The organism is Streptomyces sp. S6 (assembly GCF_054880855.1).
Map to the genome: position 1 here is coordinate 1 of NZ_JBTYMC010000005.1, position 24,868 is coordinate 24,868.

The 24,868-nt window shown below is 70.0% G+C and carries 24 protein-coding genes and 1 tRNA gene; 9 read left to right on the forward strand and 16 right to left on the reverse strand.

Translation table 11 applies throughout. From position 1 onward, the window contains the following. The first annotated feature begins 354 nt into the window (after positions 1-354). A tRNA-Lys gene (locus tag ACVNF4_RS01235) sits at positions 355-428 on the forward strand. 120 nt (positions 429-548) lie between these two features. Then, the gene (locus ACVNF4_RS01240; RefSeq protein WP_461800726.1) at positions 549-1,340 is read left to right on the forward strand and encodes an ANTAR domain-containing protein; all 792 of its coding nucleotides are present in this window, start codon (positions 549-551) and stop codon (positions 1,338-1,340) included. A gap of 443 nt (positions 1,341-1,783) precedes the next feature. On the opposite strand, the gene ACVNF4_RS01245 is transcribed toward ACVNF4_RS01240, so the two are convergent. The 5 genes from ACVNF4_RS01245 to ACVNF4_RS01265 form a co-directional block, all read right to left on the reverse strand. Then, a complete protein-coding gene (locus ACVNF4_RS01245; RefSeq protein WP_461800727.1) occupies positions 1,784-2,440 on the reverse strand; it encodes a class F sortase in 657 nt (218 codons plus the stop codon). A gap of 3 nt (positions 2,441-2,443) precedes the next feature. Then, positions 2,444-3,163, reverse strand: a complete 720-nt coding sequence (locus ACVNF4_RS01250) for a hypothetical protein (RefSeq protein ID WP_461800728.1) — start codon at positions 3,161-3,163, stop codon at positions 2,444-2,446. 191 nt (positions 3,164-3,354) lie between these two features. Further along, complete coding sequence (locus tag ACVNF4_RS01255; RefSeq protein WP_461800729.1) at positions 3,355-4,134, reverse strand: HAD-IIA family hydrolase; 780 nt, start codon at positions 4,132-4,134, stop codon at positions 3,355-3,357. Positions 4,135-4,318: 184 nt separating this feature from the next. Next, positions 4,319-5,251: a hypothetical protein gene (locus ACVNF4_RS01260; RefSeq protein ID WP_461800787.1), complete on the reverse strand. Its 933-nt coding sequence runs from the start codon at positions 5,249-5,251 to the stop codon at positions 4,319-4,321. Between the two features lie 232 nt (positions 5,252-5,483). Further along, positions 5,484-6,728 (reverse strand): ROK family transcriptional regulator, encoded by a 1,245-nt coding sequence (locus tag ACVNF4_RS01265; RefSeq protein ID WP_461800788.1) that lies wholly within the window; start codon positions 6,726-6,728, stop codon positions 5,484-5,486. A gap of 113 nt (positions 6,729-6,841) precedes the next feature. Between ACVNF4_RS01265 and ACVNF4_RS01270 the strand changes: the two genes are divergently transcribed. Together ACVNF4_RS01270 and ACVNF4_RS01275 are read left to right on the forward strand one after the other, a co-directional pair. Then, positions 6,842-7,921 carry a Gfo/Idh/MocA family oxidoreductase gene (locus tag ACVNF4_RS01270; RefSeq protein ID WP_461800730.1) on the forward strand — a complete coding sequence of 360 codons (1,080 nt, stop codon included), beginning with the start codon at positions 6,842-6,844 and terminating at the stop codon, positions 7,919-7,921. Then, the gene (locus ACVNF4_RS01275) at positions 7,921-8,400 is read left to right on the forward strand and encodes a heme-degrading domain-containing protein (protein WP_461800731.1); all 480 of its coding nucleotides are present in this window, start codon (positions 7,921-7,923) and stop codon (positions 8,398-8,400) included. Before ACVNF4_RS01270 ends, ACVNF4_RS01275 begins: the two co-directional genes overlap by 1 nt. Before the next feature lie 81 nt (positions 8,401-8,481). On the opposite strand, the gene ACVNF4_RS01280 is transcribed toward ACVNF4_RS01275, so the two are convergent. The 4 genes from ACVNF4_RS01280 to ACVNF4_RS01295 form a co-directional block, all read right to left on the reverse strand. Continuing rightward, positions 8,482-9,339 carry a fumarylacetoacetate hydrolase family protein gene (locus ACVNF4_RS01280; protein WP_461800732.1) on the reverse strand — a complete coding sequence of 286 codons (858 nt, stop codon included), beginning with the start codon at positions 9,337-9,339 and terminating at the stop codon, positions 8,482-8,484. A 128-nt stretch (positions 9,340-9,467) separates the two neighbouring features. After that, entirely contained in the window at positions 9,468-10,175 is a 708-nt protein-coding gene (locus ACVNF4_RS01285) for a YidC/Oxa1 family membrane protein insertase (RefSeq protein ID WP_461800733.1), read from the reverse strand. Positions 10,176-10,300: 125 nt separating this feature from the next. Then, the gene (locus ACVNF4_RS01290) at positions 10,301-10,612 is read right to left on the reverse strand and encodes a DUF6412 domain-containing protein (protein WP_461800734.1); all 312 of its coding nucleotides are present in this window, start codon (positions 10,610-10,612) and stop codon (positions 10,301-10,303) included. Between the two features lie 163 nt (positions 10,613-10,775). Beyond that, positions 10,776-11,540, reverse strand: coding sequence for a class E sortase (locus tag ACVNF4_RS01295; protein WP_461800735.1), 765 nt, complete (start codon positions 11,538-11,540; stop codon positions 10,776-10,778). A 247-nt stretch (positions 11,541-11,787) separates the two neighbouring features. Here ACVNF4_RS01295 and ACVNF4_RS01300 point away from each other — a divergent pair, with 247 nt between their 5' ends. From ACVNF4_RS01300 to ACVNF4_RS01310, 3 genes are all read left to right on the forward strand, one after another. Beyond that, positions 11,788-13,263 carry a glycoside hydrolase gene (locus ACVNF4_RS01300; protein ID WP_461800736.1) on the forward strand — a complete coding sequence of 492 codons (1,476 nt, stop codon included), beginning with the start codon at positions 11,788-11,790 and terminating at the stop codon, positions 13,261-13,263. 226 nt (positions 13,264-13,489) lie between these two features. After that, a complete protein-coding gene (locus ACVNF4_RS01305; protein ID WP_461800737.1) occupies positions 13,490-14,503 on the forward strand; it encodes an SEC-C metal-binding domain-containing protein in 1,014 nt (337 codons plus the stop codon). A gap of 29 nt (positions 14,504-14,532) precedes the next feature. Continuing rightward, entirely contained in the window at positions 14,533-14,997 is a 465-nt protein-coding gene (locus tag ACVNF4_RS01310; protein ID WP_461800738.1) for a very short patch repair endonuclease, read from the forward strand. On the opposite strand, the gene ACVNF4_RS01315 is transcribed toward ACVNF4_RS01310, so the two are convergent. The 4 genes from ACVNF4_RS01315 to ACVNF4_RS01330 form a co-directional block, all read right to left on the reverse strand. Then, positions 14,926-16,278 (reverse strand): DNA cytosine methyltransferase, encoded by a 1,353-nt coding sequence (locus ACVNF4_RS01315; RefSeq protein ID WP_461800739.1) that lies wholly within the window; start codon positions 16,276-16,278, stop codon positions 14,926-14,928. The genes ACVNF4_RS01310 and ACVNF4_RS01315 overlap by 72 nt on opposite strands. Positions 16,279-16,429: 151 nt before the next feature. Beyond that, complete coding sequence (locus ACVNF4_RS01320; RefSeq protein WP_461800740.1) at positions 16,430-18,235, reverse strand: DEAD/DEAH box helicase; 1,806 nt, start codon at positions 18,233-18,235, stop codon at positions 16,430-16,432. Continuing rightward, positions 18,232-19,677, reverse strand: a complete 1,446-nt coding sequence (locus ACVNF4_RS01325; RefSeq protein WP_461800741.1) for a ParB N-terminal domain-containing protein — start codon at positions 19,675-19,677, stop codon at positions 18,232-18,234. Before ACVNF4_RS01325 ends, ACVNF4_RS01320 begins: the two co-directional genes overlap by 4 nt. 46 nt (positions 19,678-19,723) lie before the next feature. Continuing rightward, positions 19,724-20,422, reverse strand: a complete 699-nt coding sequence (locus tag ACVNF4_RS01330; protein WP_461800742.1) for a hypothetical protein — start codon at positions 20,420-20,422, stop codon at positions 19,724-19,726. Between the two features lie 331 nt (positions 20,423-20,753). Between ACVNF4_RS01330 and ACVNF4_RS01335 the strand changes: the two genes are divergently transcribed. Continuing rightward, the gene (locus ACVNF4_RS01335) at positions 20,754-21,770 is read left to right on the forward strand and encodes a hypothetical protein (protein ID WP_461800743.1); all 1,017 of its coding nucleotides are present in this window, start codon (positions 20,754-20,756) and stop codon (positions 21,768-21,770) included. Positions 21,771-21,823: 53 nt separating this feature from the next. Here the strand turns inward: ACVNF4_RS01335 and ACVNF4_RS01340 are convergent, their stop codons facing one another. Both ACVNF4_RS01340 and ACVNF4_RS01345 read right to left on the reverse strand, forming a co-directional pair. Further along, positions 21,824-22,672: an alpha/beta fold hydrolase gene (locus ACVNF4_RS01340; protein WP_461800744.1), complete on the reverse strand. Its 849-nt coding sequence runs from the start codon at positions 22,670-22,672 to the stop codon at positions 21,824-21,826. 35 nt (positions 22,673-22,707) lie between these two features. After that, positions 22,708-23,208: a DUF2267 domain-containing protein gene (locus tag ACVNF4_RS01345; protein ID WP_461800745.1), complete on the reverse strand. Its 501-nt coding sequence runs from the start codon at positions 23,206-23,208 to the stop codon at positions 22,708-22,710. A gap of 159 nt (positions 23,209-23,367) precedes the next feature. On the opposite strand from ACVNF4_RS01345, the gene ACVNF4_RS01350 reads away from it, so the two are divergent. Continuing rightward, positions 23,368-23,673: a hypothetical protein gene (locus tag ACVNF4_RS01350; protein ID WP_461800746.1), complete on the forward strand. Its 306-nt coding sequence runs from the start codon at positions 23,368-23,370 to the stop codon at positions 23,671-23,673. A 156-nt stretch (positions 23,674-23,829) separates the two neighbouring features. Here the strand turns inward: ACVNF4_RS01350 and ACVNF4_RS01355 are convergent, their stop codons facing one another. After that, on the reverse strand, positions 23,830-24,810 hold the full coding sequence (locus tag ACVNF4_RS01355) for a GlxA family transcriptional regulator (protein WP_461800747.1): 981 nt from the start codon (positions 24,808-24,810) through the stop codon (positions 23,830-23,832). Positions 24,811-24,868: the final 58 nt, after the last annotated feature.

Sequence of the window (24,868 nt, forward strand, 5' to 3'; positions counted from 1 at the left end):
CGAGAGCGGCGGTGGCCGCCGACGCGGTGGCCACGACGATCACCGCGCGGGGGGTGACGGCGAGTGCCGGGCGGGCGGGGCCGCCGAGCCGCCGTCGTACGCAGCCCGTGCAGCCGCAGTCGCTCTCGGGATCGATCTCCTCGAACTCCGGAGTCTCCATGAGACGCCCCTCACACTCCGCCGGACATATCCAAACCTGTGCACATTCGTCAGTTTCTCAACTGTCGTCCCGGCTCGCATGTTGACGGTCCGAATGATGTACCCGCGAGGTATCACCCCGCCCCGCCGGTTCGGACGACAGTTCGGCCGGTCGGAAGCACCCTCCGTGGTCCTGTAGAGTTACGACGTCAGCAGGCGCCGCTAGCTCAGTTGGTTAGAGCAGCTGACTCTTAATCAGCGGGTCCGGGGTTCGAGTCCCTGGCGGCGCACAGACGAGAGAAGCCCTCCGAGCGATCGGGGGGCTTCTTCTTGTTCGGCGAAAGATTGCTGTTACGGCTGGCTCCGCCGGGGTAAGTGCCGCGCCAAAGAGCGGCCGAAGGGGAGCGCGCATGCAACACACCACCCGGGAAGGCCGGTTGACGGCAGCGTTGCTGGAGGCCGCCGACACCCTCACGGACGGCTTCGACACCACCGCCCATCTGCGACGCGTCTGCGGCCGGTGCGCGGAGCTGCTCACAGCTCGGGCCGTGGGCATCATGCTGTTCGACGACGCCGGGGAGACCGTCACGTCCACCGGCAGCGACCTGCCCGCACTCCTGGAGGCCCAGCGGGGCGGGGGCCCCTGCCCGGAGAGCCACCGCACCGGCCGGCCGGTACCGCCCGTCTCGCTGGACGACCCCGAAGTCGCCGCCCGCTGGCCCGAGTTCACCGCGTGCGCGCTGCGGCACCGGGTCGGTACGGTCTTCGCCGTGCCCTTACGGCGCGGCGGCGTCTCCCTCGGGGCGCTCGCCGTCTTCGACGCCGACCGGCAAGGCTCCGACGGGAGTTCGGCCTCGGTCGGGACGGCCCGGTCGCTCGCCGACGCCGCCGCGCTCGGCTTGCACAACCATCGCGTCCACGACCGGTTCCGCATCCTCTCCGGGCAGTTGCAGCACGCGCTGACGAGCCGGGTACGCATCGAGCAGGCGAAGGGGATGCTGGCCGAACGCCGGGGCATCGGCGTGGACGAGGCGTTCGACACCCTGCGCCGCTACGCCCGCCGCAACCGGCTGCCGCTCGACTCCGTCGCCCTCTCCATCGTCGAACAGGGCATGGACGGCGTGGAGTTGGGCCGCGACGAGGCGCGTCCGCCGCTCGGGCCCTCGCTCACCTGGCGGGACACCTGCGGAAGTGACGGATAGTCACCCACCGGGGACTTGGCGTCAAAAGGGCCTAGGCCCGAGGACCCCGCCCGCTCTACAGTCTTTCTCGGAACCGCCGCCTCTTCGGCTCTACAGCCTTGCGGCCCGGCTCCGTTACTCTTCTCAGACGGCCCCAGCCCCCGGCCGGAACACAACCCACCGAGGTTTCCACGAGCCTCCCGCGCCCGTCGCCGGGTTTCTCCCGCAGCCCGTGCGCGCGCGGTCGAGGACCTGCCCGGTCGGCGGTTTCGGGGGAGCGGGCCGCCGGCCGGGACAGGTGTGTTCTTCGGAGGGTCTCCGGGGCGTGCGGGGTGGCTGGGGACGAGAGGCGTGGGGCCGGGACAGGAGCGACTTCGGGGCCCGGCTCGCCGGTGACCAATTCGCCTGTTCCAGGGCCGTGTTCGTCGGCATCGGAACCCAATTCGCCGACGTCGCCGCCCTTTTCAAGGCCCTGTTCCCGTGAGGTACGCCGAGACGATCACGTTCGCCGTGTAGCTGCGGCTGACTCGGTCGAACGTGCCGCCGCAGGTGATCAGCCGCAGTTCCGCGCGATCCGACTTCCTTGTGCCGTAGGCGCGTTGGGCGTCGAAGTGGTCGCGCTGGACGACCTCGACGTCGTCCACCGTGAACTCGGCGACCTTTCCGTCGCCGCGCGTCACCCGGACCGTCTCGCCCGCCTTCACCGTACTGAGCTTGTAGAAGACGGCCGGACGGGTCTCCGTGTCGACGTGCCCCACCAGCAGCGCGGTGCCGCGGGCGCCGGGGGTGACGCCGGCCGCGTACCAGCCGACGACGCCGGCCTGGTCGTAGGGCGGGGGGTCGATCGCACCCCGGGGGTCGAGGCCGCGGGCCACCACGGGGGCCTGGACGCCGAGTTCGGGGATGTCGACGCGTTGTGGGAGAGCCGTTCCCAACGGGCTTGCGGCAGGCGGGAGTTGCCGGTCCGGTGGGCGGCCCACCGCAGCCATGTCGCCGGTTGCCGGGGACGATATGCCGTGGCGGACCTCGGTGACCTCCCGTCCCCAGAGCCAGAGTCCGAGCAGGAGGACCGCCCAGGCTACGCCGGTGAGGAGACGGCCGGAGTGGGGGTGGTCGGACACGGGTCAGTTCTTTTCCGGGGTGGGGGTGGAGGCCGGGGTGGAGGTGGGTGGAGGCGCGGGCGGAGTGTCGGAGCGGGCGCTCAGGGTCGCCGTGCCGATGCCGGTGGCGGTGCGGGCGCCGGTGCCTGCGCTCAGGGCCGCCGTGTTCCGTCTCCGCAGGACGCCCCGGAGGGCCAGGACCGCGAGGGCGGCCAGGCCGGCGAGGGTGAGGCCGGTGACGGTGTGGGCGGTGTTGGGGGCGGTGGCCTCGGGCTGGGCCAGCGTTCGGGTTCCGGGGGCGGGCCGCGCGTCCACCCTGCCCTCCGCCGCCAGCAGATCCGCCGCTCCGCCGCCGCCCGCGTGGACGGGGGCGACCGGGGTGGCGTGCGGGCTCGCGCCGGGACCGGCGACCGTGATCCGGCCCTTGATCTCGAAGTCCGCGCAGGTGATCGTCACGTCGTAGGCGCGCGGCTCGGCCGTCGAGCGGATCTTCGTCTCACCGGCGAGGGTGCCGTCCGTGCCGATCAGGCGGGCGTCCGAGACGAAAGCGTCGGACATCGCCTTCGCCGTCTTGCCGGTGCAGCCGCTGACCTTCAGGGCGACCTCGCCGCCGGCCACCGGCGTGGACGGGATCACCGAGACGCCCCGGCCTCCGTCCGCCGCGTGCGCCGCGTGCGCCGCCGGTGCGAGCAGGAGAGCGGCGGTCAGGACGCCGGTACAGAGTGTGAAGCGTGGTGAACCCATCGTGAAACCTCCAGTATCTGGAGGCTCTCTCACGGGGTCGGCTCGTGCACCCTCAGTAGGGGTGGGCTACGCCGTACGGGTGGATACCTGAGGGGGAGGAAGCGGGGCAGTTCCGGGCGCCAGGCGGGGCGGGGTGGTTGCCCAGCCCCGCTCGGCCACACCGTGCGGCAGCTCACTGCTCAGTTCGGTGTTCAGATCAACGCGACGAGGTCGGCGATCGAGTCGACGATCTCCGAGGGGCGGTACGGGAAGTCCTCCACCTGCTCGGGCTGGGTCAGCCCGGTGAGGACCAGGTACGTCCGCATGCCCGCCTCGATGCCGGCCAGGACGTCCGTGTCCATCCGGTCGCCGATCATCGCGCTGCTCTCGGAGTGCGCGCCGATCGCGTTCAGCCCGGTCCGCATCATCAGGGGGTTCGGCTTGCCCGCGAAGTACGGCTTCTTGCCGGTCGCCTTGGTGATCAGCGCGGCCACGGCGCCGGTCGCGGGGAGGGGTCCCTCTGTGGAGGGACCGGTCTCATCGGGGTTGGTGCAGATGAAACGGGCACCGTCGTTGATGAGCCGGACCGCCTTGGTCATCGCCTCGAAGGAATAGGTACGGGTCTCGCCGAGGACGACGTAGTCCGGCTCGTGGTCGGTCAGGACGTACCCGATGTCGTGCAGCGCGGTCGTCAGGCCGGCCTCGCCGATCACGTACGCGGTGCCGCCGGGCCGCTGGTCGTCCAGGAACTTCGCGGTCGCCAGCGCCGAGGTCCAGATGTTGTCGACCGGTACGTCCAGGCCCATCCGCTGAAGCCTGGCGTGCAGGTCACGGGGCGTGTAGATCGAGTTGTTCGTCAGCACCAGGAACGGCTTGCCCGACTCCCGCAGCTTCTTCAGGAACGCGTCGGCCCCCGGGATCGGGACACCCTCGTGAATCAGCACACCGTCCATGTCGGTGAGCCATGACTCGATGGGCTTGCGGTCTGCCATGTGCGGGGTCTCCTGCCGTGCCGTACGCGAACGCACCGTGAGTGCGGCGTGGGGCCAGACTAAGCACAGGTCGGATCTTGAGGGAATGGGTGGATTTTCCGGAGGTGGCCGGGGTGCGGGGAAGGGTGGGGTGAGGGGTAGGCCGCAGGGAGGGGGTACCGGAGAGGGAGGAGCCCTTGAGCCCCTACCCGTAGTACTTCCTGCGTACGACCATCAGGGCAACCCCCGCCGCGACGAGGCAGCCCGCGACCGCCGTCACCCCCGCGACGCCCGGCCGAAGCCCCGTACCGGCGAGTTCGTGAACCTCGGCGACGGGCGAACCGGTCTCGTGCGGGGAGGCGGGCGCGGTGGCGCCGGAAGCCGCCTGGACGGTGAAGCGGTACGCGTTGGACTGGCCGACCCAATCGCCGTCGTCGCCCCTCTTCTGGACGACTGCGGCGCGGGCGGTGATGTCGTTGGCGACGGCGTCGGAGGTGAGGGAGAGACGGAGCTTCACGGTGAGGGTGCGGTGGGCGGGGACGGAGAAGCCGGTGAACGCGGTGTCGAGGGGGACTCCGGCGGGGGTGCTGTCAGGGGTGTCGGCGGGAGTGCCGTTGGAGGTGCCGGCCTCGCGGGGTGTGCCGTCCTCACGGGTGCCTTGCCCGCTCCCGGTGCCTTCGCCACGGCCGGCGTCTCCGGTACCCCCCGCGTCTTCGCCGAACGGTCCCACCAGTTCGTCCGCGTCGGTCTCCTCGAACCGTACCGCGCGGGCCAGTTGACCGTCGTAGAACTCCAGTCGGGCCTGTCCCGCCTTCAACTCCCGTCGCCCGTCGACCAGTACGACCACGGGGTGTACGCCGGTGCAGTCCCGTCCGGTGGTGTTGACGAGGTCCAGGTACCAGACCCCGTACCCGCCGCCGGCCTCGTAGCTCTCAGGTCCACCCCGAAGCCTGGCGGTGAGGGGGAAGACGCGGGCGTCGGGGGCGGCGCAGGAGGGTGCCTCGGCCGCCTGCGCGGGGAGGGCGCCGGGGCCCAGGAGGAGGGCGAGGGCGGGGGTGCCCAGGAAGGCGGGGGCCAGGAGGGCGGGGCCGAGGAGGGGCCCGGCGAGTCGGCGGGCGAGGGGCGGGCGGGGTCGCATGGTCACGTGAGCCTGCCGCAAGGGGGGCCGGGTTTCCGCCGTGGCGCTCCGGTGCGAGGCCGGAGTCCATCCGTTCAGCTCATACGACGTACACATGATCGGCGTACGGGGCCGCAGAGGCGCGGAGTCCGGGGGCTCGGGCGCCCGGGGTGCGGCGGGGCGCGGGGGCGTCGTCGGAGGGGTACGTCAGCCCCGTACCCCTCCGGAGCCACACCCCTTACCCCTCAAGGCCCTACCCCCTCCCGAACACCGGCCCCAGCCACAACTGCGCCGCCCCTGCCGCGACGGCCCACGCGCCACCCCCGGCGACCCGCACCGGTACCTCCTCCCCCACCACGGCGGACACCCCTGCCACGAACTCCTCCGGCGCCTGCGCGATCCGTCGCCCGCCCAGCAGCACCTGGTCGATGTCGAGCAGCCCGACGAGGTTCGCGGCGCCCACCCCCAGCACCCGGGCCGCCTCTCCCAGGTCCCCCCGGCCGAGGGCGGCAAGGCACAGGACCTCGACGCAGCCGGACTTTCCGCAGGGACAGAGGGGGCCGTCGAGCAGAACCACCTGGTGGCCGAACTCCCCCGCCCCGGTCCGCGCGCCCCGGTGCACACGGCCGTCGACGACCAGCCCGGCGCCGAGGCCGGTACCGAGGTGGAGATAGGCGAAGGAGCCCCGCTCGCGCTCCCTGACAGACCCCGGCTCCCCCGCAGACCACCGCTTCTCGGCAGACCCCCGCCCCAGGGCAGCCCGCCTCTCCCCGGCGGAGTCTCCCTCTCCGGCGAAACCCCGTTCCGCATCAGCCCCGCCAGCCCCCGCAGCAGCCCCCTCCCCCGCGAGAGCCAGTCCGAGCGCTGCGGCATTGGTGTCCTTGTCCACCACGACCGGAACCCCCAGCTCACGCGCGAGGACATCCCGTAGGGGAAACCCCTCCCAGTCCGGAAACCCGGTGACCCGCCCCAGCACCCCGCGCGCATGGTCGAGCGGCCCCGGAAGGGCGATCCCCACCCCCAGAAGTCCTACGACCCCGCCCCCGAGCACCCCTCGCACCGTACGCACCACGCCCCCTACGACCTCGGAGGTACCCGCCCCCAGGTCCAGCGGGGTACACCTCTCGGCGACGACCCACCCGTCCAGCCGGACGAGCACCACCCTCAGCTCGTCCCGGTCGAGGTGCACCCCCACCGCGTGCCCGGCCTCGGGGACGAGCCGCAGGACGGTGCGGGGCTTGCCGCCGGTGGACGCCCGGTGCCCGGCCTCCGCAGCGAGCCCCTCCTCCCGCAGCCGTGCCGTGATCTTGCTGACGGCCTGCGGGGTGAGCCCGGTCCGCTCGGCGAGTTCGAGGCGGCTGATCCCGTCGGCGCCGGCCGTGCGCAGCAGGTCGAGCACGAGCGCGGTGTTGTGCCCGCGCAGGGCCAGGAGATTGGCGCCGGCCGCGCGGCTCACCGCGCTGTTCCCCGCCGTCCGGCTCGCCGCGCTCCCGTCCACCGGTCGGCCCGCCCTGTGAGCCCCCGTAGTACTCCCGGGGTCGTTCGTCCTGTTCACGTCTCCATTCTCGCCCGTACTTGCACTTTGGCAACAGCGTTGCGAAAGTGGACGGCATGAGTACTGGCGCTGCTGCGAACCCCCTCCGCGTGGGCCTGGTCGGCTACGGCCTCGCGGGCTCCGTCTTCCACGCCCCGTTGATCGCCGCGACGAAGGGCCTGGCCCTCGACACGGTCGTCACCTCGAATCCGGAACGCCAGGCGCAGGCGAGCGCCGAGCACCCGGGCGTCCGGATCGCGGCGACGCCGGACGAACTGTTCGCGCGGGCAGGCGAGTTGGACCTGGTGGTGATCGCCTCCCCGAACAAGACCCATGTCCCGCTGGCCACCGCCGCCCTCGACGCGGGGCTTCCGGTCGTCGTCGACAAGCCGATCGCGGGCACCGCCGAGGAGGCCCGCACGCTGGCCGCGCTCGCCGACGAACGCGGTCTGCTGCTGTCCGTCTTCCAGAACCGCCGCTGGGACAACGACTTCCTGACCCTCAGGGGGCTCCTCGCCGACGGCGCGCTGGGGGACGTCTGGCGGTTCGAGTCCCGCTTCGAGCGCTGGCGTCCACTGCCGAAGGGCGGCTGGCGCGAGTCGGGCGACCCGGCAGAGATCGGAGGTCTGCTGTACGACCTCGGCAGCCACGTCGTCGACCAGGCGCTGGTCCTCTTCGGCCCCGTGGAGTCCGTGTACGCCGAGTCCGACATCCGCCGGCCGGGCGCCGAGGCCGACGACGACACGTTCATCGCCCTGACGCACGCGAACGGCGTCCGCTCGCACCTGTTCATGACCGCGACGACCGCTCAACTGGGCCCGCGGTTCAGGGTGTTGGGGTCGAAGGCCGGGTATGTGAAGTACGGGCTCGATCCGCAGGAGGCGGCCCTGCGGGAGGGGGCGCGGCCGGGTGACGGCTGGGGCGTGGAGCCCGAGGAGCTGTGGGGGCGGATCGGCGCCGGGGAATCGCCGGTGACCGGGGGCGGCGAGGCCGTGCCGACCCTACCCGGGGACTACCCCGCCTACTACTCTGCGGTGACCGAGGCACTGGTCGGCGACGGTCCGAACCCGGTGCCCGGGATCGAGGCGGCTGCCGCCCTCGACGTCCTGGAGGCGGCCCGCCGTTCGGCACGAGAAGGATTGACGGTGACCCTGTGATGGCGACCCCCGAGATCACCCCGAGCCTGGCGGAGCTGGAGGCGCAGGAACGCCGCCTGGTCTTCCGGCAGTTCACCCATGACGACGCCTGGGCGCTGGGCTCGCTGCTGGTGGAGCTGGCCCGTGAGCGCCAGGCACCGGTGGCGATCGACATCCACCGCGCGGGGCAGCAGCTCTTCCACGCCGCCCTGCCCGGCTCGGCCCCCGACAACGACGCGTGGATCGCGCGCAAGCGCCGGGTCGTCGAGCGGTACGGGTCGGCGTCATACCTGGTGGGTATGCGGTTCAGGGTGAAGGGATCGAGCTTCGAGGAGTCCTCGCGGCTGGACCCCGACGAGTACGCGGCGCACGGCGGGTCGTTCCCGATCAACGTGGAGGGCGTCGGCGTGATCGGGGCCGTGACGGTGTCGGGGCTGCCTCAACTGGAGGACCACAGGTTCGTGGTGGAGGCGCTGGAGGAATTCCTGAACAAGGGCTGAAACGCTCTCAGCAATTCAGGGGCGCCTTCATTTCACGAGGGCGCCCTTTCCTGGAAGCCTCTTTTTCCGGGATCCGCCTCCTCACGCGTCCTTGAATTCCTGCCGCTGCCGCCCGAGCCCTTCGATCTCCAGTTCCACAACGTCCCCGGAACGCAGATAGGGCTTGGGCTCGGGCTCCCCCAGAGCCACCCCGGCGGGCGTCCCGGTATTGATGACGTCCCCGGGATAAAGGGTCATGAACTGACTCACGTACCGCACGACCTCGCCCACCGGGAAGATCTGCTCGGCCGTGGTCCCGTCCTGCTTCAGCTCGCCGTTGACCCATAGCTTGAGGGCGAGGTCCTGCGGGTCGGGGACCTCGTCGGCGGTCACCAGCCACGGCCCGAGCGGGTTGAACGTCTCGCAGTTCTTCCCCTTGTCCCAGGTCCCGCCCCGCTCGATCTGGAATTCCCGCTCCGACACGTCGTGCGCCACCGCATAACCGCCGACATGCGCGAGTCCGTCCTCGGCGGATTCCAGATAACGTGCGGTGCGCCCGATGACGACCGCCAATTCGACCTCCCAGTCCGTTTTCACGGAACCGCGCGGCACGAGAACGGTGTCATAAGGCCCTACGACAGTGTCCGCGGCCTTGAAGAAAATCACCGGCTCGGCGGGCGGTTCGGCACCGGTCTCCCGGGCGTGGTCGTGGTAGTTGAGCCCGATGCAGACGATCTTCCCGATCCGTGCGAGCGGCGGCCCGACCCGTTCCGCGCCGGCGTCGAGCGCGGGCAACTCGCCGCCGGCCAGGGCGTCCCGGACCCGGGTCAGGGCCGCGGCGTCCGCGAGGAGGGCGCCGTCGACGTCGTCCACGATCCCTGAGAGATCCCGTAGCACTCCGGCGGTGTCCAGCACCGCGGGGCGCTCCGCTCCCGGCTCGCCGACTCGCAGCAGTTTCATGGCCGTGCCTCTCCCTCACTGGCGGCGCGTGTCCCCGGCAGCACCAGTCATCCGATGTCTGCTCGATCCTCCGATCTCGCCGTTCAGTGCGCAATACCCCGTTCATCCACTGGACCGGAGCATCGGGGTCACCTGTGGAGCAGCACCCGCTCCGCCGTCCCCCACGCCGTGCTCGTCACGATGTACAGCGCGGCGGCCAGCGGTACGACGGCGACGCTCACCAGCGTGAAGAACGACATGAACGGCATCACCCGGGTGATGGCGCCGAGCGCCGGCACCGCGCCGTCCGGGTCCAGCGGCATGCTCGCGCTCATGGTGCGCCGGGTCTGCCGGTACCCGAACCAGGCGACGACCGCGACGAGGGCGAACAGCCCGAGGTAGACGAGGCCCGCCGGACCGAACAGCCCGCCGTCGCCCAGCGCGTCGGTCCATCGGTCGCCCAAGGGGGCGGCCAGCAGCTCGTGTTGGAGCAGGCCGTTGGTCTCGCCGCCGATCTCGCGGCGGGAGAAAAGGTAGAACAGAAGGAAGAACACGGGGAGTTGGAACAGTTGCGGCAGGAAGCCGGCGAACGGGGAGACCCGTTCCTTCGTGTGCAGCTCCAGCACCGCGCGCTTGAGTCGCTCCGGGTCCTTGGCGTGCCTCTTGTTCAGTTCGGCAATCTTCGGCCGGAGTGCCTTCTGCGCCTTCTGGCCTCGCGCGGACGCCCGGGACAGGGGGTGGACCAGGAGTCGTACGAGCAGGGTCAGCAGGATGATCGCGGCTGCTGCGGCGGAGGTGCGGAAGAGCGGTTCGAGCAGGTCGGCGAGCCGCTCGACCAGGGATGCGAGAACGGACAAGGTGAGCCCTCCGGGGGTCTCGTCGTGCCGGGGGTGGGGGTGGTGCGGCATGACGAACCCACGCGGGGCGTGCGGAGACTACTCGGTGACTCGGCCGATGGCCTCGCCCGTGATCTGTGCGCGCCCTACGCGGATGTCGTCCGGAGGGCGTGGCCGGGTGCTCGGGGGCGGGAGCGGCCCGAGGCGTCGGGGTCGCGCTGGGGCAGGAAGGCCGTACGGCGGGCCCGGTCCCGTATCGCCGTGCGGACGCGGGTGCCCGGGACAGGTGGGGCGCAGCGGGCGGCGAGGAGACAGCAGACGGCGAACGCCGAGCCGATCGCGGCGGCGACCGCGAGGGCGGTGAACAGGGTGCCGGTGTCGAGGAGGAGAGCGCCGGTGAAGAGGACGAGGAGGGCGGCGAGCGCCCGTACCGGGGGCCGGCCCTGGAGACGCTCCATCGTTCACTCCCTCCGCTGTCGCCCGGCCCTTCTCGGTGCCGGTCTGATCACTTCCTGTGCCCTGAAGACGAACGGGGCCGGCGAGTGGTTCCCGCGCCGGGACGATCTTTTTCGGCTCCGGGGAGGGCTCTCCTCACCCTCGGCTCCGAGGCTCGCCTCCCCCTCAGCTCCGGGTCTCGCTGGAGACCAGCTTCCCCCACACCACCAGCCGGTACCGGGACGTGTACTCCGGTGTGCAGGTCGTCAGGGTCACGTACGCCCCAGGTATGTCGTACCCGTACCCCGGGTGGACGGTGGAGCGGGGTACGACCCGTAGTACTCCGGAGTCACGGGCGGAGGTCTGTGGCAAGACGCGGTCGACGGTGTAGGTGTACCGCACGGCCGCCGTCTCCACCCGGACCGTGTCCCCGCGCCGGAGCCGGTCGAGCCGGCGGAAGGGCTCGCCGTGGGTGTTGCGGTGGGCGGCGAGGGCGAAGTTTCCCTGTGCGCCGGGCTGTTGGGTGCCTGGATAGTGACCGGCGTACCCCTTGTCGAGGACGTCCCGCTTCTCGATGCCCTCGGCGATCGGGACGCGGACGCCGATACGGGGGAGGACGAGGACGGCGTACGCCTGGGAGCGGCGGGGCGCCGACGTCGTACGCGGTGAAGTGCCGCTGCCGGAAGGGGAGTTGCCGGACGGTTCCTGGAGAGGCTCCGTACCGGGGGAGCCGCTCCAGTCCACCCCTCCGCTCCCCCACTGCCGCTCCAGCGCCCGGACCTCGCGTTCGGCGCCCGCTCGGGCCTCCTGGTTGGTCCACCACAGCTGGTGGACGACGAGCAGCAGACCCAACACGCCTGCGGTGACGAGGAGTTCGGCGCCGGTCCACAGGAATCGCCGGCACCGGGCACGGGGGCGCGCGACGCGGCGCCGTACGGCGGAATCCGGCACCCGGGATCACCTCCGCCACTTCCGGGTCCACGGACGATAAGGGCTGCGGGCGGAAGTCTCCAGACCCGAATGCGCACGGTGTCGCGTTCGCCCTGTCGAACCCTTCTTCCATGGGTTTGCGAAAGTAGTGTCAAAACTCTCGACAACACGCACGCCGCATCCGATGCTTCCTGTCACACCCCCACGGGGCCGGTCCGACCAGCCCTCCCCACCACCGTCGATCGACGACGATCGAAGCGGAGTAGCCATGATCCGACGCAGAACCCTGCTCGCCGCCACGGGCGGCGCCTTCCTCGGCAGCGCCCTGGCCACCGGCACGGCCCACGCCGACGCGACGATTGCCGTCAACCCCTCGACGACGTACGGCACTTGGGAGGGCTGGGGGACGTCCCTGGCCTGGTGGGCGAACGTCTTCGGCGGGCGGGACGACTTCGCGGACATCTTCTTCACGACCAAGTCGACGACGTACAACGGCACTTCGCTCCCCGGCCTGGGCCTGAACATCGCCCGCTACAACCTGGGCGCGTGCAGCTCGAACTCGGTGGGCGGCGAGTCGATGACGGCCTCGCCCAACATCCCCGCGTTCAAGCAGATCGAGGGCTACTGGCAGGACTGGAACAACGAGGACCCCGCCTCCTCGTCGTGGAAGTGGACGGCGGACGCCACCCAGCGGGCGATGCTCCAGAAGGCGGTCTCGCGCGGTGCGACGACCGAGCTGTTCGCCAACTCCCCCATGTGGTGGATGTGTTCGAACCACAACCCGTCCGGCGCGGCGGGCGGCGGCAACAACCTCCAGACCTGGAACTACCGCCAGCACGCCTCCCACCTCGCGGCGGTCGCCCTGCGCGCCAAGAACGAGTGGGGGGTGAACTTCGCGACCGTCGAGCCGTTCAACGAGCCGGCGTCGTCGTGGTGGACGTCGACCGGGACGCAGGAGGGCTGCCACATGGACGCGAGCGTCCAGGCCGCCGTACTCCCCTTCATGCGCAGCGAGTTGGACAAGCGCGGGCTGACCGGCACGAAGATCGCCGCATCGGACGAGAACAGCTACGACCTGGCCCGCACCACGTGGGGTTCCTTCTCCGGCACGGCCAAGGGGCTCGTCGACCAGGTCAACGTCCACGGCTACCAGGGCTCGGGCGGCCGGCGCGACCTGCTGTACACGGACGTGGTGACCACGGCCGGCAAGAAGCTGTGGAACTCCGAGACCGGCGACAACGACGGCACCGGCCTGACCATGGCGAGCAACCTGCTCACCGACCTCCGCTGGCTGCACCCCACCGCCTGGGTCTACTGGCAGGTGATGGACCCGTCGCCGAACTGGGCCATGATCGCGTACGACGCGAACACCCTCACGGCGGGCGCCGTACAGACGAAGTACTACGTGATGGCCCAGTTCAGCCGGCACATCCGCCCGGGTATGACGATCCTCGACACGGGGGTGGGCTACGCCGCCGCGGCTCTCGACAGGTCGGCGGGGCGTCTCGTGATCGTCGCGGCGAACACGTCCACGTCGGCGCAGACGCTGACCTTCGACCTGTCCCGCTTCACCTCCGTCTCCGGCGGCTCCGGGGGCGTCGTCCCCCGCTGGAACACGGTCACCACCGGCGGCGGCGACCTCTACACGGCCCGCTCCGACATCCGTCTCTCCGGCAAGACGGTCGCGGTGCCGTTCGCGGCGAAGTCGGTGCAGACGCTACAGATCGACGGGGTGGCGGTGTAGCGCGGAGGTATTACGGGTTGCAGGGGGCGGCCGAGGGTGGGTTCACGTCCGGCCGAGGGTTGGGCGTACGCCACGGCCAGGGGCTGGGCTCGCGTACGGCCGGCCACCCGCACTCCCTGCAACCCGTACACCGGGCGGCGTAGTCCCGTAGGTGGCCGGGCCGAGGAACCCACCCCGGCCTGCGGATACCTCACCTTTGTCACCAACGGGCAGTACCGTGTCGTCCATGCGCCCCGACACGCCCGCCGAGAACGTCGACCACACCGCCGAAGCCGCCCGCCTGGAACGCACCGTCGGCCTCCACCCGGAGGACGCGGAACCGCTCCTGCTGCGAGCGGCGGCCCATCTGGAACTGGCCGGCGACCGCCCCGCGGCAACCGCTCTCTACGACCGCCTGCTGGCGACCCCGGACACCCTGGACGCCCCGCACCTCACCCGCGCCCTGAAGGCGGCCAACCTCTGGGAGTACGGCCACGAGGCCGAGGCCCGCGCGATCATCGACGGCATCCGCGCGGCGGCTCCGCGCGACCCGGCGCCGTGGGTGATCGTCGCCGAGGCCCTGGAGTCGCACGACGAACTGGAGCAGGCGGAGGCGACGTTCACGGAAGCGGCCCGCATCCTCGTCCCGGACGGCTCCGAACCCCCGTACTCCGCCCACCCGTTGCTCTTCGGCCGGCACCGCGTACGCCGCATGCTGGGCGCCGGCCACGACGACTGGGACCGCCTCGCCGACACCCTCCACACCTCCCCGGTCACCCTCGACGAACTCCACGACCCCAAGCGGGTCTGGTCGTTGGGCTCGGAGAACCCCGCGGAGCTGGCGGCCGAGATCTCCCGCCTGCGCGCCGAACTCGGCGCCTACCGCGAGGAGTTGTCCCGTCCGTTCCCGGTCGCGATCCTCCACTGGCCCGCACCCGAACTGACGGAACTCCTCGCGGCGTACCCCGACCTCTCCGCCGAATACCCCTCCCACACCGCCCACTTGTCGACCATAGAGTCCTCCCTCCGCGAACTCTCCACCTCCGGCACCCCCAACCTCGGCATCGTCACCGGCACAGTCCCGTCGTACGAGGCGTTCGCGGCGTCCGAGGGGGCGTCCCCCTCCGACCCGACGCTCCTGCCGCAGTACGCGACGACCCTCGCGGCGAGGGGGCGGGCGGTGGCTTGGCCGCCGCAGCGGGGGGCGGAGTGCTGGTGCGGGTCGGGGAGCACTTATGGGGAGTGTCACGGGGCGGCCTGACAGCGATCGGCTGGCACTAGGCTCTGAGCGTGCCCGATGAACCACAGTGGGAAGCGCCGGAAGGCTCCTGGGCTTCGTCTGCGGCCCGGCGTCGCAATATGCAGGCGATCCGCAGCCGTGACACGAAGCCGGAGAGGCTGATCCGGCGGCTCGTGCACGCCCAGGGGCTGCGGTACCGCGTGGCGGCCCGCCCTCTGCCAGACCTTCGCCGGACGGCCGATATGGTGTTCCGTCCGGTGAAAGTCGCCGTATTCGTTGACGGCTGCTATTGGCACGGCTGCCCTGAGCACTACGTTCCGCCCAAAACCAATTCCGGCTACTGGTCGGAGAAAGTCCTTCGTAACGTCGCGCGGGATCGTGATACCGATCAGCGGCTCGAAGAAGCCGGGTGGCTCGTGCTCCGTTTCTGGGAGCACGAGCCATCAGATGCCTGTGCGGACCAGATCACCTCGGCGGTTAGCCGACGGCGTGCCGCCCGTACGCGACCCGGCTGAAACCGGTACCGGCAGTGCCATTTGCTCTGACTTCTCATCGTCTGCGGCAGAACCGTCGAGATCCAGTTCGTAGCCCTTGAGGAGTTCCTCACGCTGCTCGGGCCGGAGCACTGCGGAAATTGCCCGGCCTACCGCTTCGGCTACTGGGGGCGGGAAGGCGTTGCCTACTTGGCGATACTGGGCGGTCTTCTTCCCCTGGAATTTCCAGTCAGCCGGGAAACCCTGAATAATCGCCGCCTGCTCAACTGTCAGCATGGGGCCAGCAGGACGGAAAAGGTCACGCTCCGGATCGCAGTTCTCGGAGTCGTTGGCAACGCCCATCCCATCAACGCCCAGAGCAGCCCAGGCCCGCTTGGCGCGGGTAGGCCCAAGATCCGCTCCGCCGTGCTTCTTCGAGCCGCCCACGAGCGTGGGAGCCACACCCTTGCCCAGCGCTGCCGCTTCTGAAGCTTTGCGCAGCCATTCCTTGTAGATGTCTTCTCCGGTGAGTTCTCCTTGACTGGCACGCTCCCCGTGCACGTTCTTCGTCCAGTACTTCCGGCAGCGCGCCTTCATGCTGGGGGCAAGCTTCTCAGCTACCGTCGCCTGATTCCCTATCGCCCGGACCGGCCATACGAATTCAGCGCCCTTGAAGGCACTTTCATGGATCACGACCAAGATTGCACGCGGGCGGAGCTGCGGGACCCCGAAGTTGCTCGCGTCAATACGACGCCACACCTTCCGCATGACGCGGTCCTGCTGGACAGCCGACCAGCTCTTCTTGATCTCCGGGACCACATACCCTAGGTCCCGCAGGTCGCCAAGAATCTGCCTGCGGTAGTCGATGAAAACCTCCGGAGGCTCCAGAATCCCCCGGACGTTTTCGATCATTACCGCCTTGGGCAGAAAGTCCCCAATGATATCCAGAGCCGCCGGAAAGAGGTCACGCTCGTCGTCCTGCCCGAGCTGCTTTCCCGCGAGCGAGAAAGGCGGGCAAGGGACGCCTCCAGCCAGCAGATCAAGCCCGTCGTCGCCAACCTCAAGGTCGCGACGCACATCGGATTTGAGGAACTCCTTCACGTCCATGGGCTCAAGCGCTCCAGCGCGCGCTTTGTCCCACCCTGGCCAGCCGCCCACATTCGCCCGGAGAGTGTTCACCGCGTGCGGGTCCCACTCAACGAGACCCAGGTGGTCGAACCCCGCGTTATGCAGCCCGACGGCTTGTCCGCCCGCCCCAGCACAGATCTCAAGAGAGGTCAGTGGCAGGGTGAACTGCGGACGCTCGCGGCCGCTGGGACTCATTGGTGTTCCTTCCGGGCTTGACTCAAAACCGGCCCCAAGTGTTCCAGAGCCCTTGATCGCTTGCTGGCTCTTGGCACTCACGACACCACGAGTCTCCCACCTGCCTCACGAGGGACCTAACAGGGCCAGAGACAGGAAACCCCTGGCCAGGTCAGCCCCTGAAATGTCGCAACAGTGCCTCAACATCGCCAGGCGCGAGCCCCGCCGCCACAGACGGCTCCTCCTCCAGATCCGCCAGTTGCTGAACCGTGGGGTCGTCGAGGATCTTCCCCATGAACTCCAGCTTCTGGTCCAGCCTCACCTCAACCACCTCGTCGATCGTGTCGCGCGCCGCGAGCACCGTGACCCTCGTCTCAGTGTCCGGGGCGAGTCCCAGGCGGTGGATGCGGTCAAGGCTCTGGAGATAGCGGCCGGCCATGAAGTCCCGGTCCACGTACACGGCGTCGTGGCAGACGTGGTGGAGGCTGATCCCCTCGCCCAGTGTCGCCGGGTTGGAGACCAGCACCATGCAGCTGGGGTCCTCGCGGAACCGGCGGAGCTGTTCCTCCCGGTCGGGCGTCCCCCCGTACACGACTGCCGGACTGTACTTCTCCAGCATCTGCGCCAACGTCGTCAGGCTGCGCACGAAGGTCGTCCAGAGCAGGGTCTTGCGGCCCTGCGCGGCGTTCTCCGCGACAATCGCCAGTGCTTCCTTGTACTTGGGCGACAGCTCATAGTCGGGGAGGTTCTGCACCAGCGAGTACAGCGAACTGCCGGCCGGAATCTCCAGCGGGGGCAACTGGTAAGCCAGCGGCTCGTACTTGGTGGCGCCCTCCAGCAGCAGAGCCGGGCTGGTCGCCGCCATGAGCAGCCGCAGCGCCGTCTTGCCGAGCGCGCTGAGATCCTCCCGGGCGGTGCCGGCTGCCATGCCGCCGACCAGGGAGCTGTAGATCTCGGCGTGCAGGGCGGGCATGTCGACGTAGCGCATCCGCAGGGTCATCGGCGGCAGGCCGAGTTCCTGTTTCGTCGTACGGGTGAACAGGGGCCGCAGGACCGTGCTCGCGTAGGCGAGGTCGCCGCCGGCCACCGCGCGGGTCACCGTGCGCTGGCCGTGGCCCGGCCAGACGAAGCCCAGCAGGTTCTCCAGGTCCTTGGCACCGTTCGGAGCGGGCGTTCCCGTAAGGATCAGGCGGCGTTCCGCGAGGGGGCCCAGCGCCATGCACGCGGCGCCATATGTTCCCCGCGCTCCGAGTTTCATCCGGTGCGCCTCGTCGAGGATGATCATCGAGGGCGCGGACTTCAGCCAGTTCGCGAGCAGGGGCAGCGAGCGGTCCAGCCGTTCGTAGTTGACGATGAGGACCTCCGCCCATTCATCGAGCGAACCGTCCAGCACATGGGTGCGCAGCGGGTAGCTGAAGCAGACGGCGGTCTCGTAACGCCAGGACTCGTAGGCCGACTTGGGGCAGACGACGAGCAGCCTGGTGGCACTCCCCCGGGCCCGCTGCGCCGCGTACACGGCGAGTGCCACGCGTGTCTTGCCGGCGCCGGGCACGCTGAAGTTCGCCCCGTGCCCCAAGGAGAGCAGCTTGGCGATGTCCCGGCACTGGAAGGTGTTGAGGTCGGCCCCCCAGGTATCCCCGAGCAGGCCCAGCACCTCATCAGCGGTGACCTCCGGAGGAGCAGCCTCAGAGCCGGCGAGCCGCTCCTCGACCAGCCTGGAGTCCTTGACGACGCCGGATACCAGGTTGCGCAGTTCCGGCGCCCACTCGACGCCGGCATGGTCCGGCCAGGTACCGAGGAGGCTCAGGTCCGCGAGGAGTTCGTCGAGCGCGACCGAGGCGGAGAGCGGGCCCAGCTGGCCGCCGGTGCGGAACCGGCCGGCCAGCTGAACGAGGTTCTGGCGGTACTGCTCGGTGGTCCGCAGGACCACACGGGTCCGGGTGCCGTCGAACCCCAGGTGCAGAGACGTTTCCGTCACCGGGTGCCCTCCGCCGTGGCAGCGGCGATCAGCCAGGAGACGCCGTCGCCGGGGTTGGGGATGGCACGCCCGGCCTGCTGGGCAAGCTTGCGCAGGCTGGTCTGGAGCTTGAGGACGGCCTCGTCGAAGGCTTCCTCATCCAGGCTGTTGGAGGTACGGGACTGGACCAGCTCGATGACACACTGGTCGATGCTGGCGCAGGCGTCCGCGAGACGGGCGGGGGCCAGCTGCTTGCGTTTGCGCAGCCGGGCCTGGCGGCCGGCACTCTCGATCGCCTGGTCAAAGGCGTCCTTGGCCTGGTCAAAGACCGACTGGGCCGACGCCTTCTCGCTGTCGGGCACTCCCGACCTGGTGTTGCGTACCGTGGCCGTCGCCCGGAGGATGCGGTCGTTCAGGGCCCGTGCCGCCGACACAGCCGACGGCGCCGCCGGAACGTCAAGGCCGAGCCCGGGGATGGACACCGACGCGGCCTCCGGTGCCGTCCCGCCGTCCGCCAGCTCCGCCGGCAGCTCCTTCCCCAAGTACCCCTCCCTGAGGAAGTCCTCGTCGATGTGGCGAACGTCCGTCTTCGAAAAGCCGAGCAGGATCGCCGCCAGACGCCACTCCTTCAGGACCTCGGCCTGGTCCCGGTCAAGGGTCTCCAGCTTCACGTAGAGCCGCTGGAGCTCCTTCAGCCGCTCCTGCGCCCCCTCCCAGTCAACCAGCCTCAGCGCGGCCCCCCCACCGGCCGCACTGCGGTCGTTCAGCTCCTTGATGACGCTCAGGATCCACCGTTCCTGGTGGTACGTCGCCGGCTTGATCCGGAAGTCCCTGGCGATCTGCTCAGGCGTACGACCCCGCCCCGCCTGTTCCTCCATGGCGAGCAGCCGGTTGATGTATGAGTAGTCGCGCCGCTGGTCCTGACGGAGCTGCAGGGCCAGTTCGACGGCGTCGATGTCGTCCTGGGTGAACGACGCCGGGAGCACACCGACCCGCATCGACGGCTTGCCGAGCTCCCGCAGGGCCACAGCACGGGTGTTGCCGTTGACCAGCACGCCATGGTGGGTGACCAGCCCAGGATCGTTCTGGCCGAACTTCTTCAGATCCTCCATGAGCTTGTCGAAGTCAGGGTCCCTCGACTCCGGGTTGGCCGGCAGAGACCGGAGCAGTTCCGTCAAGTAATCCTGGCCGGCCTCCCCGAAGGGGTCCTGGTCCAGGTTCCGGTCCTGGTCTGGCCGGTGGCTCCGCTGGGCGCGGATGCGATGCGTGCCCGGGTTCAGATAGAGGTCGGCCAGCGGAAGATCGACCACATCGACGTGGATCTGCTGCCCGTTCCAGTCGACCGTGGCCGTCTCCCGGGTGCCCCCGGAGGACCTCACGTCCGCCAGCCTCTTCTTGATCAGGTCGCTGTTGTGCTCCGCGCGCGGCGGCGGCGGGAACTCCCGCACCATGGTCTTCCCCATACCTTTCTGTCGCCGGTCCTGCCAGTCTCCGTTGCCGGTCGCGGAATCAGTCGTCCATGTCCTCGATGGCCTGCTCCACCGCGTCACGCGAATCCTGGGGCAGCGTCCGGTAGATACCCCAGGTCTTCTCGATCGGGCTGAACGAACGCTGGTCGGCGGCCATCCACTTGACGAAGAGACGCCGTTCCATCGGGGAGAGGTTCTCCACCAGTTCCAGGAAGGCCCCGAGGTCGACCTCACGGTCAGCCCCGGCCCCCGTCCCGCACCTCTTGCACTCGGTGACGAGCTGGAACTCCTCGGTTCCGTCGGAGTGAAGCACCTTACGCCGGGAGACGTTGAGCTTCGACAGCTCGATACCGCCCTCCTCATACGTCTCGCCGGCCCCGATGCCACACGAGCGGCACAGGTGGTTGTCGTCCTGGAGAGCCTTCGTGCGCTGGGCGCCGGTGAGGCCGTTCTTGTGCTTCGGCGCCTTCGACTTGCCGGGAATCCAGACGTCAGCACCCCGGGTCACGAACCGCTGCTCCTGCTGGAGCAGGGTGGGGTCGTCTCGGCTCGTGTCAATCCGCCAGCCGTGATCCCGCAGGTCCCGCGCCCGGCGGTCGATCTGCGCGATGTCCGGGATCGCCTCACGGAGCTGGGCCTTGGTGAAGATTTCCCCCTCCCCCACCTTGGTGATCAGCCACAGCGCGGCCCGCACCATGCTGCCGAGCTGCTTGTCCTGATACGACGGGACGTTTTCCATGAGCGCCTCCTGAACTCGTGCCGACGGCACGCCAATTACTTCGGAGAGTGCCGCGACAACGACTGACTGTGCACGACAGATGAACTCCGTGTTCCCCCGCTCCTCAGCGGCTTATCCAGCTGACATCACACCCCGGGCGAAAGTCCAGGGGGATTCCCGCTTGCGCGGGTAAAGCAATTCACGGGGGCTGGACTTGCTCGCTGCGAGCAAGTCCAGCCCCCGCAGGAAATGCGAGAAAACGCAGACGCGAGAACGCCACATCTGGGGCACAATTGGCAGATCACTGGCAGGACTTGGGACAGCAGTCAGGCCCCCAGGAAGGCGCAACCGCATGCCATCAGCAAGAAGCGGCCTGGTCAGAGGCGGCTGGCTGAACCCCGAGAAGGGGTTCCATCACGACGTAGGGCCCAGGAAGCAGCGACTCGCGCTCGCCCTGCGGGCTCTGTGCCGCCTCCTGGGATCGGCAGACCCGGATAAACCAGGAGATACGCCGTACCTCCTAAGAGAGGCGGCGAAGCGGCTCGACTGCCGTCCGGATTCGCTGTCGCGGTACTTGAACCACACGAGGATTCCGCGCCAGGAATTCGTGGAGCGCCTGTACAAGGAGGCGTGCACCGATGCCGCCACCAGCGGGCAGGACATCGGCATCACTCTCGAAGCCCTGCTCGTTCTCCACACCAGCGCCCTGGATGAACAGCGGGGGCGCAACCGCCCTGACCTGGATGCCCAGATCGACGCGCTCACCCAGCAGGTCAAGGCCCCATGTGCGGAGTGCGCAGCCCTCCGGCGGAAGCAGGAACGGAACGCCTCGCGGCTGAGATCCGTCAGCAGGGAAGCCACAAGGCTGCGCGGGGAAGTAGCGGAGCTGAAGGTGGAAGTAGCAGAGCTGAAGGTTGAGCGGTCCGAGCTGCGAGCCATCGAGGCCGGCCTGCGGGAACTTCTGGCGGCATCAGACACCGGCGCTCTGCTGCCGGTCCCCCGCCCCCCGCGGGACCGGCAGCAGAGCACGCGGCAGCGGAGCTCGAAAGAGATCTTGGCGGCACGGCAGCTAGTGGCTCAGGCAACGAAGCTGAACGACACCGGGCGGGAAGACCTGGCGTCCACCCTGATCAGGCAGAGCACGGCCGAGGTCATGACCCCGGCCGAGACCGCGCTGGTCGTGGTAGGGCTGCGACAGCAGCCCGGGGGAAACCAGCTGGCCGACGACCTGATCCACGTGTACGGCCGGGATCAGGAGAAGGAGGACGTCATGGCGGTGGCCCTCGGACTCCACGAAGAAGGGGCGCCCGATGACGCCGGCGCGATACTGCGCGCCTCGCTCGGCCAGCGCGCCGGCGGCGCGTCCTGAGACCTGGCGACGGCGTTGTCGAGGCGAGGGCCGGGGGTTGGTCTCCAACGCCCTTACATGTCAGGGAAGTACACGCTGAGGAACCCCGAGATCGCCCCGAACAACCCCGCAGGGCGGTCCAGATGGGCGTCGTGGCCGGCGTTCGGGAGTGTGGTGATCACGGTGTCGTGCGGGCGGCGCTCACGCATCGCCGCCGCTTCCGGTGGCGGCATCGTGCCCTGTGCACCCCGTACGACCAGGGTGGGACAGCGGAGGCCGGCCCATTCGGGCCAGCGGTCGTGGGTGGTGAGGTCTTGGACGGCCGCGAGCATGGCGGTGGGGTCGATGCGGGGGTGGCCGGTGCCGTCGGGGTGCCAGTGGAGGCTGTCGGCCCAGGAGGGGTGGCCGAAGAAGGTGACGGCCTCGGCGTAGGAGGGGAAGGGGGTGGGCCAGGTGTTCAGCCAGGTGGTGATCTGGGTGGGGAGGTCGGGGGAAGCTTGGGCGGGGCCTGCTTCTATGAGGATCAGGGCCTGGACGAGGGTGGGGTGGGCGGCGGCGGTGAGCAAAGCTGTTACGCCGCCCAGGGATTGGCCCACCAGGATCGCGGGGCCGGTGTTCAGGGTGGTCAGGAGGGTTGCCGCGTCCGATGCCGCTGCTGTGCGGGACATGTCGGGTGCGGTGCGGGTGCTGGCGCCGTGGCCGGCGGCGTCGTAGCGGACGACTCGGTGGCCGGCAGTGAGGAGGCGGGTGGTGAGGTCGGTCCACTCGCCCAAGTGGCCTGCCAGGCCGTGGAGCAGCAGGAACGGGGGGAGCTGTTCGGGGTGGGGCGGGTGTTCGTCGCGGTAGGCGATTCGGGTGCCGGTGGGGGTGGTCAGGGAGGCGGTGGGGAGGGGGGAGGGCGGAAGCAAGGCAGGGGTGGACATGGGGGGTTATTTTTCCCTCCTCCGCTCCCGTCCTCTCACTTTTTTCGCAGCAGTTCCGGCCTTCCGAACAACAACGCGTAGCCCTGCGGGAGTTGGGTGATGATGCGGTCCGTCAGGGTGGGGCCCGCCAGGTGGGCGAGGGTGGTCAGGACCGAGCTGACGTGCCAACGGGCCTTGTCCCGCGTCGTGTTGTCCAGTCTGGTGGCGACCGTGGCGACGAACTCGGCTGCGGGGGAAGGGGGATGGGAGGGGGTGCCGGCCGCCAGGAGGGTGGCCGCCTCCGGGGGGAGGGTGCGGGTCAGGGCTGTGCGTTCCGGGGTGGGGAGGTGTGGGGCCAGGGCCGTGAGGGTGGTGCGGGTGATCTTCTCCGCTTCCGCCGTGGTGGGGTACTGGCCCGTTCGTTTGACCCTGGCGATCAGGTGGGGCCAGGTCTCGGGGGTGCGGATCAGGGAGTGCCTCGGTGACGGGATCGCCCTCGCCGGGGTGTCGTCGGACGGTTTCGGGCCGGTCGTCGTATCGGGCTCCGTCTTGGTCATCTTCTCGTTTCCGCTCGGGTTTCCCGCTGTTCCCCTTCTGTCGCTCCTGCCCCGGATTTCCGCGTCGACACCTCCGGGAAGTTGACAGGGGGGTACTCAGGTTCGCGGGCGCGGGGGGTGTCGGAGTTAGCCTCGGGGTGATCCCCTAGGAGGTACTCCATGGCCAAGGTTCCCAGTTCGCTCGTCGCCGCCGGTGGGCTCGTCGGTGGGTACGGTGTCGCCCGCTGGACGAAGAAGCGGCAGCTCGGCGGGGTCGTGCTCGCCGCTGCGGGGGCCGCTGCCGCGTGGCAGTGGAAGGAGCGGGCCGGCGGGAAGGCCGCGGGGGCGCTGGGGGTCGCGTACGTCGCCGCGTTCGCCGGGTCGCATCCGCTGGCGAAGAAGGTCGGGGCCTGGCCGTCCGTGTTCGGGGTCGCGGGGGCCGTGGGGCTCGCGTCGTGGGTGGTGGCCGACCGCAAGGGGGAGTGACGGGGGCCGGTCCGGGCACAAGGGGGCTGACAGGGGCGAGGAGTACTGAAGTACTACGGGTACCCCCCTGGCTCCCAGGGACGAGTGCGGTCTCTGGCTCTCAGGAGTCAGGGGTGGGCCGAGGGTCGTACGGGTACAACAGCACCCCCGCCGCCTCTACGACTCCCCGTCCCCTTCCCCTCCCCTGAACGCCCTCCGATACCCCTGCGGACTCGTCCCCACCACGCTCCGGAACCGCTCCCGGAACGCCGTCGGCGACCCGAACCCCACCTGCGCCGCGATCCGCTCGACGGGATACGGCGTCGTCTCCAGCAGGTACTGGGCCCGCCGCACCCGCGCCCGGTGCAGCCACCGCAGCGGCGTCGTCCCGGTCTGCTCCCGGAACCGCCGGTTGAGGGTCCGCGTGCTCATCCCGGCCCGCGCGGCGATCTGATCCAGCGTCAACTCTCGTGCGCATTCGGCCTCAAGCCACTCCAGTAAGGGTTCCAGTGCGGCGCCCGACGGCGCCGGGGGCAGGTCGTGGACGATGAACTGCGCCTGGCCGCCCTCGCGTTCGAGGGGCATGACGCACATGCGGGCGGTGTGCGCGGCGACGGCGGAGCCGTGGTCGGTGCGGACCATGTGCAGGCACATGTCCATCGCCGCCGCGGCCCCCGCCGACGTCAGGAACTGACCGTTGTCGACGTACAACACCTCGGGATCCACGGCGACTCGGGGATAGCGTGCGGCCAGGTCGGACGCCGCTGCCCAGTGGGTCGTCACGCGCAGCCCGTCCAGCAGACCGGTCGCCGCGAAGAGGAACGCGCCCACGCAGACGGACGCGATCCGGGTGCCGTTCGCCGCCGCCGCGCGCAGTGCCTCGGCGACTCCGGGAGGCAGTTCGGACGGCGGCTCCTCCACCCCGGGCAGGATGATCGTGTCGGCCTCGGCGAGGAGTTCGAGCCCGTTCGTCGGCCGCATCGTGAACGCCTGTGTCCGCATCGCGACACGGACGTCGTCCCTCGCCCGCACCCCGCACACCTTCACGTCGTACGGCGCACGCCCGTCCGGCAGCCGCGCCCAGCCGAAGACGTCGATCGGGAGGGAGAGGTCGAAGGGGATGACTCCGTCCAGCGCGAGCACGGCAACCGTATGCATGGCGGGATCCTAGGCGGTCACCGGCTTTGCGCCACCCCCTGCGAACGCCCCACACGCC

Bases quoted from the DNA above. Each gene is read 5' to 3' on its own strand.
- ACVNF4_RS01275 (WP_461800731.1), top strand. From the start codon at position 7,921: ATGGCGACCCCCGAGATCACCCCGAGCCTGGCGGAGCTGGAGGCGCAG.
- ACVNF4_RS01240 (WP_461800726.1), top strand. From the start codon at position 549: ATGCAACACACCACCCGGGAAGGCCGGTTGACGGCAGCGTTGCTGGAG.
- ACVNF4_RS01250 (WP_461800728.1), bottom strand. From the start codon at position 3,163: ATGGGTTCACCACGCTTCACACTCTGTACCGGCGTCCTGACCGCCGCT.
- ACVNF4_RS01325 (WP_461800741.1), bottom strand. From the start codon at position 19,677: ATGGGGAAGACCATGGTGCGGGAGTTCCCGCCGCCGCCGCGCGCGGAG.
- ACVNF4_RS01255 (WP_461800729.1), bottom strand. From the start codon at position 4,134: ATGGCAGACCGCAAGCCCATCGAGTCATGGCTCACCGACATGGACGGT.
- ACVNF4_RS01335 (WP_461800743.1), top strand. From the start codon at position 20,754: ATGCCATCAGCAAGAAGCGGCCTGGTCAGAGGCGGCTGGCTGAACCCC.
- ACVNF4_RS01260 (WP_461800787.1), bottom strand. From the start codon at position 5,251: ATGCGACCCCGCCCGCCCCTCGCCCGCCGACTCGCCGGGCCCCTCCTC.
- ACVNF4_RS01350 (WP_461800746.1), top strand. From the start codon at position 23,368: ATGGCCAAGGTTCCCAGTTCGCTCGTCGCCGCCGGTGGGCTCGTCGGT.
- ACVNF4_RS01300 (WP_461800736.1), top strand. From the start codon at position 11,788: ATGATCCGACGCAGAACCCTGCTCGCCGCCACGGGCGGCGCCTTCCTC.
- ACVNF4_RS01345 (WP_461800745.1), bottom strand. From the start codon at position 23,208: ATGACCAAGACGGAGCCCGATACGACGACCGGCCCGAAACCGTCCGAC.
- ACVNF4_RS01270 (WP_461800730.1), top strand. From the start codon at position 6,842: ATGAGTACTGGCGCTGCTGCGAACCCCCTCCGCGTGGGCCTGGTCGGC.
- ACVNF4_RS01290 (WP_461800734.1), bottom strand. From the start codon at position 10,612: ATGGAGCGTCTCCAGGGCCGGCCCCCGGTACGGGCGCTCGCCGCCCTC.
- ACVNF4_RS01330 (WP_461800742.1), bottom strand. From the start codon at position 20,422: ATGGAAAACGTCCCGTCGTATCAGGACAAGCAGCTCGGCAGCATGGTG.
- ACVNF4_RS01305 (WP_461800737.1), top strand. From the start codon at position 13,490: ATGCGCCCCGACACGCCCGCCGAGAACGTCGACCACACCGCCGAAGCC.
- ACVNF4_RS01340 (WP_461800744.1), bottom strand. From the start codon at position 22,672: ATGTCCACCCCTGCCTTGCTTCCGCCCTCCCCCCTCCCCACCGCCTCC.
- ACVNF4_RS01355 (WP_461800747.1), bottom strand. From the start codon at position 24,810: ATGCATACGGTTGCCGTGCTCGCGCTGGACGGAGTCATCCCCTTCGAC.
- ACVNF4_RS01315 (WP_461800739.1), bottom strand. From the start codon at position 16,278: ATGAGTCCCAGCGGCCGCGAGCGTCCGCAGTTCACCCTGCCACTGACC.
- ACVNF4_RS01280 (WP_461800732.1), bottom strand. From the start codon at position 9,339: ATGAAACTGCTGCGAGTCGGCGAGCCGGGAGCGGAGCGCCCCGCGGTG.